The organism is Bacillus sp. N13C7 (genome assembly GCF_026790065.1).
In the GTDB taxonomy this organism is placed as follows: Bacteria; Bacillota; Bacilli; order Bacillales; family Bacillaceae; genus Bacillus.
Genome location: NZ_JALAMO010000003.1, coordinates 87,016 through 102,631, shown reverse-complemented (window position 1 = coordinate 102,631; position 15,616 = coordinate 87,016). Strand labels below are relative to the sequence as shown.

At 44.4% G+C, this 15,616-nt stretch carries 13 protein-coding genes and 3 pseudogenes; 5 read left to right on the top strand and 11 right to left on the bottom strand.

Annotated features, from left to right (window positions below; translation table 11 throughout):
• Window positions 1-18: 18 nt before the first annotated feature.
• From bglP to MOB98_RS20870, 11 genes and pseudogenes are all read right to left on the bottom strand, one after another.
• Window positions 19-1,848, bottom strand: coding sequence for a PTS beta-glucoside transporter subunit IIABC (gene bglP, locus MOB98_RS03370; RefSeq protein WP_268360399.1), 1,830 nt, complete (start codon window positions 1,846-1,848; stop codon window positions 19-21).
• Window positions 1,849-2,841: 993 nt separating this feature from the next.
• Entirely contained in the window at window positions 2,842-3,168 is a 327-nt protein-coding gene (locus tag MOB98_RS03365) for an Imm8 family immunity protein (protein ID WP_268360398.1), read from the bottom strand.
• A 16-nt stretch (window positions 3,169-3,184) separates the two neighbouring features.
• Window positions 3,185-4,372, bottom strand: a pseudogene (locus MOB98_RS03360) (T7SS effector LXG polymorphic toxin); the annotation flags it as partial.
• Window positions 4,373-4,403: 31 nt separating this feature from the next.
• A complete protein-coding gene (locus MOB98_RS03355; protein WP_041850331.1) occupies window positions 4,404-4,610 on the bottom strand; it encodes a hypothetical protein in 207 nt (68 codons plus the stop codon).
• Entirely contained in the window at window positions 4,611-4,889 is a 279-nt protein-coding gene (locus MOB98_RS03350) for a DUF4176 domain-containing protein (RefSeq protein WP_268360397.1), read from the bottom strand.
• A gap of 19 nt (window positions 4,890-4,908) precedes the next feature.
• Window positions 4,909-5,148: a hypothetical protein gene (locus tag MOB98_RS03345; RefSeq protein WP_268360396.1), complete on the bottom strand. Its 240-nt coding sequence runs from the start codon at window positions 5,146-5,148 to the stop codon at window positions 4,909-4,911.
• Window positions 5,149-5,982: 834 nt separating this feature from the next.
• Window positions 5,983-6,715 (bottom strand): annotated as a pseudogene (locus MOB98_RS03340) (ribonuclease YeeF family protein); the annotation flags it as partial.
• A gap of 19 nt (window positions 6,716-6,734) precedes the next feature.
• Window positions 6,735-7,004: a YwqI/YxiC family protein gene (locus MOB98_RS03335; protein ID WP_087961391.1), complete on the bottom strand. Its 270-nt coding sequence runs from the start codon at window positions 7,002-7,004 to the stop codon at window positions 6,735-6,737.
• Between the two features lie 11 nt (window positions 7,005-7,015).
• Window positions 7,016-7,381 (bottom strand): YwqH-like family protein, encoded by a 366-nt coding sequence (locus MOB98_RS03330; protein WP_003218945.1) that lies wholly within the window; start codon window positions 7,379-7,381, stop codon window positions 7,016-7,018.
• Window positions 7,382-7,685: 304 nt separating this feature from the next.
• Window positions 7,686-9,095 (bottom strand): arabinan endo-1,5-alpha-L-arabinosidase AbnB, encoded by a 1,410-nt coding sequence (abnB, locus tag MOB98_RS03325; protein WP_268360395.1) that lies wholly within the window; start codon window positions 9,093-9,095, stop codon window positions 7,686-7,688.
• Window positions 9,096-9,230: 135 nt separating this feature from the next.
• Window positions 9,231-9,324: pseudogene (locus MOB98_RS20870) on the bottom strand (hypothetical protein); the annotation flags it as partial.
• Window positions 9,325-9,624: 300 nt separating this feature from the next.
• On the opposite strand from MOB98_RS20870, the gene hutP reads away from it, so the two are divergent.
• The 5 genes from hutP (at window position 9,625) to hutG (ending at window position 15,592) form a co-directional block, all read left to right on the top strand.
• The gene (hutP, locus tag MOB98_RS03320) at window positions 9,625-10,071 is read left to right on the top strand and encodes a hut operon transcriptional regulator HutP (protein ID WP_003243875.1); all 447 of its coding nucleotides are present in this window, start codon (window positions 9,625-9,627) and stop codon (window positions 10,069-10,071) included.
• A gap of 112 nt (window positions 10,072-10,183) precedes the next feature.
• Window positions 10,184-11,710, top strand: coding sequence for a histidine ammonia-lyase (hutH, locus tag MOB98_RS03315; protein ID WP_268360394.1), 1,527 nt, complete (start codon window positions 10,184-10,186; stop codon window positions 11,708-11,710).
• Window positions 11,707-13,365 carry a urocanate hydratase gene (gene hutU, locus MOB98_RS03310; protein ID WP_268360393.1) on the top strand — a complete coding sequence of 553 codons (1,659 nt, stop codon included), beginning with the start codon at window positions 11,707-11,709 and terminating at the stop codon, window positions 13,363-13,365. The genes hutH and hutU overlap by 4 nt, the downstream gene beginning before the upstream one ends.
• A 12-nt stretch (window positions 13,366-13,377) precedes the next feature.
• Complete coding sequence (gene hutI, locus MOB98_RS03305; protein WP_268360392.1) at window positions 13,378-14,643, top strand: imidazolonepropionase; 1,266 nt, start codon at window positions 13,378-13,380, stop codon at window positions 14,641-14,643.
• The gene (gene hutG, locus MOB98_RS03300) at window positions 14,636-15,592 is read left to right on the top strand and encodes a formimidoylglutamase (RefSeq protein ID WP_268360391.1); all 957 of its coding nucleotides are present in this window, start codon (window positions 14,636-14,638) and stop codon (window positions 15,590-15,592) included. The genes hutI and hutG overlap by 8 nt, the downstream gene beginning before the upstream one ends.
• Window positions 15,593-15,616: the final 24 nt, after the last annotated feature.

The window sequence follows — 15,616 nt, the reverse complement described above, 5'->3', positions numbered from 1 at the left end:
GAACACCTCATCAGTTTTTTAGGATAAAGCAAGCAGCGCTTCTTTTGTCTGCACTTTGCCGATTTCTTTCACCGGCGAAAACGAATATTGGTCAGTGTTGGTCACGATCACCGGGGTAATGACGTCATATCCCGCGGCTTTAATTTGTTCCAGATCAAAGGACACAAGCCGATCTCCCGGTGCGACCTTGTCGCCTTCTTTGACGTGAGCCGTGAACCATTGTCCTTCCAGCTTCACCGTGTCCAATCCAATGTGTATGAGTATTTCAGCTCCCTGATCACTCGTAATGCCAATTGCGTGTTTTGTTTTAAAAATGGTGGTAACGCTTCCACGAACAGGCGACACAACTTCTCCTTCTTCAGGCTCAATGGCGAATCCTTTTCCCATGATCCCGGCAGAAAACACTCCGTCTTTGACTTCACTTAATGCTTTCACTTCTCCCTTAATCGGGCTGTGAATGATCTCTCTGCTGCCTTCATGCACTGCCGGCTGCTGGCTGCCGTCAGAAGGCACATCCTCGAATCCAAGCAAATACGCAGCTGCTGTTCCCGCCGCAAATGCAATCACAAGACCGATCATCGCGTAAATAAACGTTGGGCCAATAAAGACAGGGATGCTCGGCAGGCCTGCATTCCCTCCGACGATATAGGAAGCAACACCCGTCATGCCGTAAAACGCGCCGCCGGCTGCACCGCCAATCAAAGCGGCTGCAAACGGCTTTTTTAATCGCATATTCACGCCGTACATCGCAGGTTCTGTAATTCCCATCAGCGCCGTAATGCTTGTGGTAAGCGCAAGTGATTTAAATCTTTTGTTTCTGGAGCGAAGGAAGACGGCAAATGATGCCCCAGCCTGCCCCATATTCGCCAAAAACATGGCCGGCAGTAAATAATCATGGCCGTTTTGAGCGATGTTGTTGATCATGATCGGCACAAAAGCATAGTGCATGCCTGTCATAATGATTAAAGAGAATGTACCCGCCAGCAAAATCATCGCCACAAGCCCTGCATGATCAAACAAATAATTGACGCCAGCAGACAAGTATTCTCCTAAAATAGCGCCAAGCGGACCGACTGTAATCAATGTCAGCGGCACGACAATCAATAATGTGAATGTTGGAACCACAATCAATTTGAGAGACGCGTGTGTGAAACGGTCAATCCATTTTTCTACGTACGAGGCAATCCAAATCGCCAGCAAAATCGGAATAACGGTTGACGAATAAGTCGCAGCGGTTACAGGAAGCCCGATAAAGGAAATCGGTTTCCCCGCACCGAGCAGGGCTGTCAAATCCGGATGGAGAATCGCCGCCGCAATGGCAGCCGCTACGTACGGATTGCTTCCGAATTTTCTGGCCGCACTCATCGCAAGCAGGAGCGGCAGGAAATAGAACGCGCCGTCCCCGACAGCCGTCAAAATGACATGAACCTGGCTCTTCTCCGCCATCCAGCCAAACGTAACCGCCAGCGCAACAAGCCCTTTGATCATCCCCGCTCCCGCAATCGCAGGCAGAATCGGGGTAAACACACCAGAAATCACATCAAAAACCGCACTCAGCACATTCTTTTTCTGAGAGGATGAACCAGCGCTCTTTTCATCACTGAGATTGCTCTGCCGCACAATCGCCTGATACACCTTCGGCACATCGTTTCCGATAATGATTTGAAACTGCTCGCCGCTGATATTGGTGCCCATCACCCCCGGCAGCTGCTCCAATTGGCTTCGATCCGCCTTCGCGTTGTCATGAAGATTAAAACGCAGCCTCGTCATGCAGTGAATCACGCGCTGAACGTTTTCTTCACCGCCTACGAGTTGTAATATGTCTTTCGATAATTTATCATAATCCATGTGTATACCTCCTTTTTATGGGGGGACTGCTGGATGAAAGGTGGCCGCCTTTCATCCAGCTTTTTTTCTATCAAATGCCGCATCACCTCCTAAAAGAGAATAAAAAAAACCTAAATGGCACAGATTGCGAGAGTCTCCTCCATCTGCACCATTTAGGTTTTGCCTGCTTTCGCAGTAACAATCCTGACGGGTCGCTTTATTTGTTTGTAGGTATACTTTAGCACTAGATTTGCGGGATGTCAACGCTTTCATTTTCGGTTTTTGAATTAGTATTTTACTATTTAAATAACATTATTTCTAATGTATCTAGCTCTACCACAATAGGTTCATGATAGCTTTCAACTAGATTGGTTTCAGAATATACACGCAAAACTTCTTTTACAAAAGTATGTCTATGTTCTCTTTATCATTTAAAAATTCGCCTACAAAATAGATATGAGCTTCTTGATTTACTCTTTTTTCTAATACTAAATCAATAACTTTCTCGACCTGTTTTTAAGCTTAGTTTCGCTACATCTCGCTAATTTCTACTCTAAAGATTTATCTCATCACCCAAAACTCGAAAGTGATAGTCCACAATCAAGGCTTTATCTTCTTTGCTAGTTTCATCGAATTCAGTTTTTAATAAAACCCCTCACTTATTATTTTGAGTTTTTTAAAACTCAGGATAGGACTTGCTTTGTCCACCCAAAAGTTATTTAAAAAAGCCTTGATTGGCACTTTGCCAATCAAGGTAAAACAGTTACTACTCTAAAGCTGGGGTCTACTAGGAAGAAAACCGTAAGGCCCTGAAAACTATTCAATTAAAATATAGTTTGAAGTGAGATATTTATAATCAGGAATATCTTCTAACTTGAAAAACTCTTAGTTATTTTATCTTAAATTATCATATAACATTTGTATTAAGTCCGATATAGATCTCAGTTTCGATATCTTCATATTCTTTTATTATAACTATAAGAATGTGTTTCTGTGCCAACAACTCTTTTGGTGTTATCCTTGTAATTTAAAATATTGAGATAAATTATTCATATACTTATCATAATCATCGTCTTTACATTTATTCATAATAGTCTCTACAGTAGAATTGACAGTTTTTATATTAAAATCTCTCATTATGAAATATCCATGGCCTAATTCAATTTCAGTACTTTCAAGTATCTTATCCAATCTTTTAGGGCTAAGAACGTTAAAAGTAAACAAATCAGAAGCACCTGGTATATCGTGTAATCCTACGTCAAGTTCAAATGAAACGTAGAAATCATCAGCGTCTTCACCCCAATTTTCATAATCCTTAGTTAAAGCTTTAATTTCTAACATAATTATATCCCACCTTTTAATCTAAAATATCAACATGTACGTTTCTTAATTCTGTTTTTGATCCTACAACTGTAATCTCATTCTCAGTAAAGTTTGCTCTCCACATTTTTTCTTTTGGTTTATATTGCAATCTAAAAGCTCTCATTTTATCTACACTTTTGTATCCTAAAAAATTTCCTGCTTTATCATACATTTTTTCTGCTCCTTCACCAACCCATCCTTTTCCTGCATCTAGTGCATTCTGACGTGTTGAACTACCAAGGGTTGATAAACCTTTGGGTGAATTTTTTATTCCTATAACAGTTTGGGAAGAGCTTAAATTATCTACATATCCGGGATGCCACCACTTACTATTAACGCTACCCTTAGAAGTTTTCTTCTTTACATCTCCCTTTATATCTTTCTCCGCAATATGCTTAGCCACATCTGTGACAACACGCTTCCCGCCTCGAACCGCCAATTTTTTAATAGCGCCCTGAGGACTTACCCACTCAACAAATTCATACTGCGTTCCGGCAAGAAATGAATCAAGTGGCTTAGCTCCGCCTACTTTATCCTCTGGTATGTAAGACACTTCTTCTAGCCGCTTTTTCCCTCCAGCGTAGAATTCTCTTACGATCTGGCCGTTTTCATATACATAATATTTACCGCCGACGTAGTCGATGTTTGCAGTATCGCGAGTTAGTTCGTCAATCACTTCTATCGTATCTATCTTTTTCAATCCTTTATGATTATATAGTTTATCATTTATCACCCGTATGTCTCCATAGACTTTCGGGTGGGCTGCTGCTTCTTTCTTTAATACAGTTAAATTACTGTCATCAGCATGAATCTCGCGCTCGATCTTCTGTTGTTTGTCATCCTTCATCACGGTATCAACGTTGGACTGCTTATGTTTCCCTAGCTTCTTCAGCATCATCTCCATCGGAGAATCATCCGCCTGCTTCATTTGCGGGTTAATCGCGCCGAAGGTTTGGTTGATGTTTTCTTCTTCCTGTGATTTCAGGATAGAGCCGCTTTTGTAGCCTGTGATTTCAATTTTCGGACCGGTGTACATGGTTTCGAGCTGGTCTATATATTTTTTCATCGTTTGTAAATCTGATTTTGCGGTTTCTAGTGCTTGGGTTTGCTGGCCGTCAAATTGAAAGAGCTTATTCAGGGTGTCTGAAATCAGTCGCTCAGCCTGTTCTGTTTTATAAAAAAACTCCAAAGACACTTCTTTGGAGGGGAAAAATTTATTTTCTATTGAGCATTTTATTTGTTACTATATAACCTAACACTAAACAAAAAATTATCATAATTAATCCAATTGCATACATTATTAATTTCTCTTTAATTGAAAATCCCTCTATTAATAAAATAGCAAGAGTCCATGTAAAAAGTAAAAATAGGGAGAAAAAAAACATGATTTTTTTTCTGAATTTCTTCCAGAATTCCTCCATCTATTTTTCCTCCTCTATAATTTCATTTAACTTATCTCTTAACAATTGGTCTTCATTATCAGTATATCCCTCATAAATTATCTTTTCTATCATTTCTTCATCAAAGAACACATTGAAGTTTTCACTAATGTTCCCTTCTGGATATGGGACTGCGACATAATCAAATTCCTTTCCACTGGATGACTGTATCTGATGTCTACCGAAAACCATTACAAGTTTTTTCATATTTTTTAACTTTACTATAGTTCCTATTGGAAACCAATTTCTAATCCGACTCATTTCTATATACTCCTAAGGATTATTTTTTTAACTTTTTAAGCAGTATTTTTTTTCTAAAAATATAAATTCCAAATGGGAACAAAAAGAAAAATACACCATATGAAAAACCAGCAATAACATATAACTCTATATCGTTAACTTGATTTGTATTTGCTAACCAAATTGTCATTATGGTAAGAAATATACCAGCTATAGGGAAAACAATCTGCATTATCAATAATGCTTCATTTATTTTTCTTAATAAAAAGTCTTCATTCATCTTCCTTATCCTCATCCTCTATACCTGCCTTAAATGAAATTCCAACTCCATCAGCTATATAAACTTCAAAACCCTCGTTAGCCGAAGCGCCTAATCCTAAACTTCCTATAGAAAACCCTACACCGATGTACGGATTTTTATTTTCTATTCCAAACCATTCTTCTAAAGGCTCATAACCAAACCAATTTAGAGGGGACGCAGTTACTCCTACTTCAGATACGCTAGCCGATCCTCCTAGACCTCCTCCAGTATTCGAAACATTCGCCTCTACCCCTGCATGAAGTAATTTAAATTCAAGAGCAAGTGGCGATTTTTCATGGTTAATCACTGCATTAATACCATTAAGTTCAGCAGAACCGCCAATCATATCACCAGATAATAAAGTATTAAAAACATTAGAAAATCTCGGAATCGAAAATTCTGCACTCCCTCCCAAAGCAGTAAAATAAGTTTCCGATTTCTTAATTTTTTTAACTTTTTCTTTTTTGTTTTTATCCTTTATAGCCTTATTCGTATCAAAAAGGCTCATATCAATTTTTGTATTAACTAATTGTTCATCACTAATTTCAAAAAGTCCTGAAATATTTCCTGTTCCATAGAAACCAAGGATTCCGTTTCTTTCTTCTTTAATTTTAACACGATAGTCCATAAATTTTTTATATAAATCAAGGATATTTTCATCCCTGTTCCCAGCTATACTTTGGATTTCAGGACTGTTTATCGTTTCGTTATAATCACCTATGTCTCTTTTTGCAGTAAAAATTGTTGTTTGAATGTTGTTTGTGTTGCCTTTGTCTTTTTTTATATGACTAGCTTTGTTGCTAATTTTATCTTTTAGCTTCTCAATCATCATCTCCATCGGTGAATCATCCGCCTGCTTCATTTGTGGGTTAATCGCGCCGAAGGTTTGGTTGATGTTTTCTTCTTCCTGTGATTTCAGGATAGAGCCGCTTTTGTAGCCTGTGATTTCAATTTTCGGACCGGTATACATGGTTTCGAGCTGGTCTATATATTTTTTCATCGTTTGAAAATCTGATTTTGCGGTTTCTAGTGCTTGAGTTTGATGGCCGTCAAATTGAAAGAGCTTATTCAGGGTGTCTGAAATCAGTCGCTCAGCCTGTTCTGTTTCCATTCGGAAAAAGGTATCATTGACTGTCGGCAGGCTGACGATGTGATCTATGGCTGATGTCTGGCGATTGACTGCGTCAGTGAGCTGCTCTGTCACTTCTCGTGCATGCTTGACCCCATGTCTCGCATCGTGTGAGAGAAAAGCCTCTGCGATCATGCCGTGGGAGTCAGATTCTACAGAGGAAATCGCATGCTGTGTTTGTTTCAGCACTTTTTTGTATTCGTCGATAAACATGCCAAAGAAAAGGAGAAAAGGCTTGTGGCACTCCTCGTAAAAGGTCCGGATGGCATCTCCGCCTTTTCCTTTCAGCGCATCCTTCATGCCTGCCAGATGCTCAACGCTTTTTTCCAGCTTCTCCAGCTGTTGTTTTTGCTTGTCCAGTTTCTCAATCGTATGCTGAATGCCCTCGTGAAGAGCGTGGACATCTAATGTTTTCAATCCCTTGTCCTCCCGCGCTTTATTTCATGGAAGATGATATGTTTTCGTCCGTTTCCTTCATGGCGTTTACCGCGCTTTCCGTTTGTGCGATATGCTTGGCCAGAACAGACGCATATGCTTCAGTGAGCTCTTTGATTTCCTTATTTAATTGCTCGATGGACTTCACAACATTCAAATGGTTTCTGCCTGAGAGATGGCCGGGCAAGGAGGACTTGAGTTCAGCTGAATTCTTGAGCTGAGAAAGCCCTTGCTTCACTGTGCCATACACCATTTTAATTTCCTGTGCCATTTGTGCTCACCTCACTTTTTATGTTTTTCCTTCTCTATTTCATGCTCTATCCTCGTAATTTGGCGTCTTATAGAATAGACATCGCCCTCTAATGAGTGGATTTTTCCTTCTATGCTTTCGATGATTCCGCTGACTTGATCGCTTTTGATTTGCTGATATGCTTTGTTCATTCCTTCACGAATATCTTCAAACCGCTGAGCATGTGTTCCTCTCCATGCCTCCCGGTTAAGATGAGGCCGGTGAATGAGATGCTGGGCCTCGGAGAATTCGTGTTTGATTTGCCTGATTTCGTGCAGCACTCGTTTTAACTGATGGATCTGTTCCTGTTTTTCATGTAAGTCGGCTTTTACCGAATGTAACAACATTTCACTATGCATGCCGCAACACCTCGTGTTTCTATCAAACTGTGTCAATTCTTTACAATACAGACTATTTTCATATTACATGATGGGTCATATTGGATAAATAGGTAAAAAGGATTGTCTTGAGGAACGTTATCCCGGTTCTAAATAGCTAAAAATTCGATTTCATAACTTTGTAAGAGGGAGAATCATCATAATGGGGACTTTTCGTTTAGGTCTTGAACCCCGCTATCACTTCTGTTTTTTCTCTCGCTCAACCATTTCTTATAGTCAATAAAGCTCATAAAAAAGCGCCTTCTAGAGAAGGCGCTTCTCCATCTTATTTAGATCCCCATACAGCCTCACCGTTGCCATTCAACACACTAAACGTCATGACGTTCTTCTCTCTCACCGAATCCCACTGGCGTAAAAATACCCCGTTATACTTCTTGCCCGCTAACGTGATGTCGGCTGTATTTTTTCCGGTTTTCTTCCATGTTCCGGTCATTTCCCCGGAAATGGTATGATTTTTGTTGAGCTGGATGTTGATGGTTTGTTTGATGTCGGCTGAGATATCTTTTCCATGCAGGATGACTTTGTATGTTCCTGTAATGTCTTTTTGTTTTACTTCTTTCAGTGTTTCGCCTGCATAACGATATGGCGCTGTTACCGGCCAGCCGTCTTTGTTCATGAACAATTGGTGGACTCTGACTTCGTGTTCTTCACCCCTGCCCGGGAAGCGGGTGTGGAAGATTAAATAGGAACGCCCGGTTTTTTCGTCATAGTATGCGGAGTTGTGGCCTGGTGAGACGTACCCGGTGCCTTTTTCATTTTCTGTTTCAAAAGTGTAGCTGCCCATGAGTTTGACGCCGTATGGTTCGATGGAACGGTCGTCGAAGAATGTGCCTTCTTTGCCGCGGACGTCAAGCATTGGGTTGCCTTCCGCATCATAGTAAGGGCCGTCTGGTTTCTTGGAGCGGGCCACACGGATGTTATAGCCGCCTGTTGCATCGAGACCGCCATATGATAGGTATAAGTAGTAGTATTGGGTGTCTGGATTGTAGAGAACATACGGGCCTTCGATTCTGCTGTGGTTGCCGCCGAGCAGTTTTTTCCCGTATCCCTGCCCAGGAAGCGGGAAGCCCGTTTTTGGATTCATTTCAAGTATGAAAATGCCGCCTGAGTATGATCCGTACACCATCCACAGCTTTCCGTCTTTATCAAAGAAGGTATGCGGGTCGACGACATTCGGGTGTTTGGTTGCGTCATACGGTGTTCCATCGCTGCTTGTGCCTTCCATTCCTGATTTCAAAAAGATGCCTTTGTTTTTGTATGGGCCTTCGATGTTGTCAGCAACGGCAACACCCATGGCGGATCTTGGTGAGTCGCCGCGGCATGCGTTGTAGTACATGTAGTATTTGCCGTCCGCCAGCTGCGTAACGTCAGCCGCCCACAGGGTTTCGGATTGCGCCCATTCAAAGGTATCTTTTAATTCTTCGTAGACATTCGGAATCAGAGGATTATTGTTGCTAACGCTAGTGGTCAGCTGCTTCCATTGCATGAGGTCATTTGTTTTTGCTGAAGCGAGATGAGATCCAAAAACATAAAAGGTGCCATTTGTTTCAATGATGGAAGGGTCATGGACGCTGACTTCTTTAAATACAGGTTTTTGTGCATTGGCGGAGTTTGGGAGGGTGAAGGCCATGATAAGAGCTGCAAGAAAACATACACGGAACAATCGGTTGAACATCTAAACAATTCGCCTCTCTTTTTTATTAAATTTTAAACGCTTACATTTCTCTATGAAGAAACCACGGCCTATTAAAACAGCCGAATGTTTTCATATTCAAACAGATAGGTGATTTCTCATTGTTCTCTTACATAGTTAGACTGATGTCTGTCTGTTTGGTGCAGGACTGCTGCTGCATATCCTCTACTTCATAGTTCAACCCTTTTGCCGTTTCTCCTTCTTCAATTACTTCTGTTTCTTCATTTGCGTACGTAATGAACGCTTTGTCCGGTCTTGTAAAGTCGTCGACTTTTCTCCGGCAACTACGCCTCTTCTGGACATTTTGCCCTCATTGTCAGCAATATGACAGCGGCCGCTTGCACTCCTGTCTGGGTATTCGTGTGCAATGTGCTGCTTTCTGCGTCGCGCTATTACAATAGCAATCTAACTTGTTAAAGAATGTAAAAAATCTTTTGACTTCTGATTCGGGAACAATTAATATAATACTCAGTTAATAGTTATCAGAATTTTTAGGAATTGAGTGATTCATATGACACTGCATAAAGAGCGCCGGATCGGACGGCTGTCTGTTCTCCTGCTGCTGAATGAGGCGGAAGAGAGTACGCAGGTTGAGGAGCTGGAGCGAGACGGCTGGAAGGTCTGTCTCGGCAAGGTAGGATCAATGGACGCGCATAAAGTAGTAGCCGCAATTGAAACCGCTTCCAAAAAGAGCGGTGTCATTCAATCTGAGGGTTATCGAGAGTCACATGCGCTTTATCATGCGACGATGGAGGCTTTGCATGGCGTGACCAGGGGTGAAATGCTGCTGGGATCGCTGCTTCGGACGGTGGGCTTGAGGTTTGCCGTTTTGAGAGGAAATCCTTATGAAAGTGAAGCGGAAGGCGATTGGATTGCTGTCTCGCTTTACGGAACAATCGGGGCACCGATTAAAGGTCTTGAGCACGAGACATTCGGTGTTGGAATTAATCACATATGAAACAGCCCATAGATCTTAGGCGATAGGGGGCTATGCGTGAAAACAGATGTTCACAGCATAGCCCCTTTTTGTATGGGCGCTTTACCAAAGTAAAGACAAAGGAGTTGGGCTTATGGTGACTTTAGACGGTTCTTCATTGACAACAGCCGATGTCGCTCGTGTGCTGTTTGATTTTGAAGAGGCAGCGGCTTCCGAGGAAAGTATGGAGCGCGTGAAAAAAAGCAGAGCGGCTGTGGAACGGATTGTACACGAGGAAAAGACAATTTACGGCATCACCACCGGATTTGGCAAATTCAGTGATGTCCTGATTCAGAAAGAAGATTCGGAGGCGCTGCAGCTGAATTTAATCCTTTCTCATGCCTGCGGAGTCGGTGACCCTTTTCCTGAGTGTGTTTCCAGGGCAATGCTGCTTTTGCGCGCCAATGCCCTGTTAAAAGGCTTTTCCGGTGTACGCGCTGAGCTGATCGAACAATTGCTTGCCCTCTTAAATAAACGCGTCCATCCTGTCATCCCCCAGCAGGGATCACTTGGCGCAAGCGGAGATCTAGCGCCGCTTTCCCATCTGGCTCTTGCGCTGATCGGGCAGGGAGAAGTCTTTTTTGAGGGGGAAAGAATGCCGGCAATGACGGGCTTGAAAAAAGCCGGTATTCAGCCGGCAACTTTGACATCCAAGGAAGGGCTTGCCTTGATAAACGGAACTCAGGCTATGACTGCAATGGGAGTGGTTGCCTACATTGAAGCTGAGAAACTAGCCTATCAAACAGAGCGCATTGCCAGCCTAACGATTGAAGGGCTTCGGGGAATTATCGATGCATTTGACGAGGATATTCACTCGGCCCGCGGCTATCAGGAGCAGATCGATGTCGCAGAACGAATTCGCTTCTATCTGTCTGACAGCGGCCTGACAACCTCCCAAGGAGAACTGCGGGTTCAGGATGCCTATTCATTGCGCTGTATTCCGCAGGTACACGGTGCGACTTGGCAGACACTAGGCTATGTCAAAGAAAAATTAGAGATTGAAATGAATGCAGCTACAGACAATCCTCTTATTTTCAATGACGGTGACAAAGTGATTTCCGGCGGAAACTTTCACGGACAGCCGATTGCCTTTGCCATGGACTTTCTGAAAATCGCAATATCAGAGCTTGCGAATATCGCAGAGCGCAGGATCGAACGCCTTGTGAATCCGCAACTGAATGACCTGCCGCCGTTCCTGAGCCCTCATCCCGGACTGCAATCCGGTGCGATGATCATGCAGTATGCCGCAGCCTCACTCGTTTCTGAAAATAAAACACTGGCCCATCCTGCAAGTGTTGATTCTATTCCGTCATCCGCCAACCAAGAGGACCATGTCAGCATGGGAACCATCGCCGCTCGGCATGCTTATCAGGTGATTGCAAATACAAGAAGGGTCATTGCCATCGAAGCGATTTGCGCATTGCAGGCGGTTGAATACAGAGGCATAGAACATGCAGCGTCCTATACGAAACAGCTTTTTCAGGAAATGAGAAAAGTCGTGCCGTCCATTCAGCAGGATCGTGTTTTTTCCTATGACATTGAACGCTTGACTGACTGGCTGAAGAAGGAATCTTTAATACCTGATCATCAGAATGAAGAACTAAGGGGGATGAACATATGACTGATGTAAAAAAATCAATCCGTGCCAACAGAGGAACAGAGCTTGAATGCTTAGGATGGGAGCAAGAGGCAGTGCTTCGGATGCTTCGAAACAACCTTGATCCGGAAGTCGCCGAGAAGCCGGAGGACCTCATCGTATATGGCGGGATTGGCAAAGCCGCACGAGACTGGGACGCTTTTCACGCCATTGAGCAATCCTTGAAAACACTAAAACATGATGAGACATTGCTCGTGCAATCCGGAAAGCCGGTTGGCATGTTCCGTACACACCCGCAGGCCCCGCGCGTGCTTTTAGCGAATTCTGTTCTTGTTCCGAAGTGGGCAGACTGGGAGCATTTCCACGAGCTTGAGAAAAAAGGGTTAATGATGTACGGACAGATGACGGCAGGGAGCTGGATTTACATCGGTTCACAAGGCATATTGCAAGGAACATATGAAACCTTCGCTGAGCTCGCGCGACAGCACTTCGGAGGCAGCTTAAAAGGAACATTGACGCTGACAGCCGGTCTCGGCGGAATGGGAGGCGCCCAGCCGCTCTCTGTCATGATGAATGAAGGCGTCGTCATAGCCGTTGAGGTTGACGAGACACGCATCGACAAGCGGATCGAAACAAAATACTGCGATCGAAAAACAGCCTCGATTGAGGAAGCCTTAGTGTGGGCTGAAGATGCAAGGCAGGCAGGAAAACCTCTATCTATCGCGCTTCTCGGAAACGCGGCTGAGGTCCATCACACACTTTTGAACCGAGGCGTCAAAATTGATATCGTGACGGATCAGACGTCCGCCCATGACCCGTTAATCGGTTATGTTCCCGAGGGCTATTCACTTGAGGAAGCTGACCGTTTGCGCCAAGACAGTCCAGAGCTTTACGTGCGCCTTGCGAAGAAAAGCATGAAAAAACATGTCGAAGCCATGCTGGCATTCCAACAAAAGGGCTCTGTTGTATTTGACTACGGCAACAATATCCGGCAAGTCGCAAAGGATGAAGGGCTCGAGAATGCCTTCGATTTTCCGGGGTTTGTCCCTGCCTACATCCGCCCCTTATTCTGTGAAGGAAAAGGACCATTCCGCTGGGCGGCGCTGTCCGGTGATCCGGCAGATATTTACCGTACGGATGCGTTATTAAAAGAACTGTTTCCGGCAAATAAAGCCCTTCACCGCTGGATCGATATGGCACAGGAAAAAGTCACGTTCCAAGGCTTGCCGTCCCGTATTTGCTGGCTTGGATACGGAGAACGAAAAAAGATGGGCCTTGCCATTAACGAGCTGGTCAGAAGCGGGGAGCTAAAAGCCCCTGTTGTCATTGGAAGAGATCATTTGGACTGCGGTTCTGTCGCCTCTCCAAACCGGGAGACAGAAGCGATGAAGGACGGAAGTGATGCTGTCGGCGATTGGGCTGTGCTCAATGCGCTTGTGAACACGGCGGCGGGTGCAAGCTGGGTTTCCTTCCACCATGGCGGCGGCGTTGGAATGGGCTATTCCCTGCATGCCGGCATGGTCGCCGTTGCCGATGGAAGTGAGCTGGCTGACGAGCGGCTCGCGCGGGTCTTAACGAGCGACCCAGGAATGGGCATTATCCGCCATGCGGATGCGGGTTATGAACGTGCCATTGAAGTAGCGAAAAAACAAGACATTATCGTGCCGATGCAAAAATAAGGGAGTGATGACATGCCGAAACAAATTGATACGATTCTCATTAACATTGGGCAGCTTTTGACGATGGAAAGCAGTGGCCCTCGTGCAGGCAAAAGCATGCAGGATCTTCATGTGATCGAAGACGCTGTTGTCGGCATCCATGAACAGAAGATTGTGTTCGCCGGAAAAAAAGGAGCTGAAGCCGGCTACAAGGCAGAGGAAATCATTGACTGTTCGGGACGGCTTGTAACGCCAGGCCTTGTCGATCCGCACACCCACCTTGTATTTGGCGGATCTCGGGAAAAGGAGATGAATCTGAAGCTTCAGGGCATCTCATATTTAGATATTCTGGCGCAGGGGGGCGGGATTCTCTCTACTGTCAAGGACACCAGAGCAGCTTCAGAAGAAGAGCTGCTGCAAAAAGGCCATTTTCACCTGCAAAGAATGCTGTCCTATGGCACAACCACGGCTGAAGTGAAAAGCGGCTATGGCTTGGAAAACGAAACAGAGCTGAAGCAATTGCGTGTCGCAAAAAAACTGCATGAAATTCAGCCTGTTGACCTTGTCTCCACATTTATGGGAGCCCATGCGATTCCTCCCGAATATCAAAACGATCCATATCAATTTCTGGATCAAATGCTGTCCCTTTTGCCGGAAATCAAAGAGCAGGAGCTCGCCAGCTTTGCAGATATTTTTACAGAAACAGGCGTTTTTACCGTCAGTCAATCCCGCCGTTATTTACAAAAAGCGGCTGAGGCGGGCTTCGGCTTAAAAATACACGCAGATGAAATTGATCCGCTTGGAGGAGCTGAATTAGCGGGTGAGCTAAAGGCTGTCTCAGCCGATCATTTGGTAGGTGCCTCAGACGAAGGCATAAAGAAATTGGCTGAGGCAGGAACGATCGCCGTCCTCTTGCCAGGCACGACGTTTTATCTTGGCAAAAACACGTATGCCAGGGCTAGAGACATGATTAATGAGGATGTATGTATCAGCTTGGCAACGGACTTTAATCCTGGCAGCTCGCCGACTGAAAATATCCAGCTGATCATGTCCATTGCCGCGCTTCATCTGAAAATGACTGCGGAAGAAATATGGCACGCGGTCACAGTCAATGCCGCATACGCCATAGGAAAAGGAGAAGAAGCCGGCCAGCTCAAAGCTGGCCGCTCAGCTGATCTAGTCATTTGGCAAGCCTCGAATTACATGTATATTCCGTATCACTACGGCGTCAATCATGTCCATCAAGTCATGAAAAACGGAACTATTGTTGTCAACAGGGAGGGAGCCATTCTTGGATAAATACCCTTTTCTCAGAGAGGCAGGCTCTTCGTTTAAAGACCGGGATGTGACAAAAATGAGTGACCTGATCGCAACATGGGACGGCCAAGGCATTAAGGGGCCAGCATTGATAGGTGTTCCCCTATCAAAATCCTCCATCAGTCATTCCGGCGCTTCCTTTGCACCCGGAACAATCCGCCAGGCCCTGAAACATTCATCGGCCTATTCTGCGGAGCTTGGAGGACATGTCGTATCAGATCTTCTTTACGATCTGGGGGATATCGATATTCATGTCACTGATATCGTAAAGTCACATCATCACATTTTTCAAACCATGCACGCTCTGCTTTCGGATCATCCGGATTGGGTGCCGCTCATACTTGGGGGAGATAACTCTATCAGCTACTCCACAATAAAAGCGATAGCACAAACAAAAGGAACGACAGCGGTGATTCAATTTGATGCCCATCACGATGTTCGCAATACGGAGGACGGGGGGCCGACAAACGGCACCCCCTTCCGCCGCCTTTTGGATGAAGAGATCATTGAAGGTCAACATTTGATCCAGCTGGGGATCAGAGAATTCAGCAACAGCCAGGCCTATGAAGCATATGCAAAAAAACATAACGTGAACATTCACACGATGGACATGATTCGTGAAAAAGGACTAATTCAGACTGTAAAAGAGATTCTGCCCGCTGTTCAGGCGAGAGCAGATACCATTTTTATATCTGTTGACATGGATGTCTTAGACCAGTCCCATGCACCGGGCTGTCCAGCGATTGGTCCGGGCGGTCTTTATACAGACGAATTGCTCGAAGCAGTCAAGTACATCGCACAACAGCCCAATGTCGCCGGGATTGAAATCGTTGAAGTTGATCCTACCCTCGATTTTCGGGATATGACAAGCAGAGCCGCAGCTCATGTTCTGTTACACACATTAAAAGGAATGAAACTCTCCCCAGTTTAATGACCTTCTGGCAGGTTGTACTTT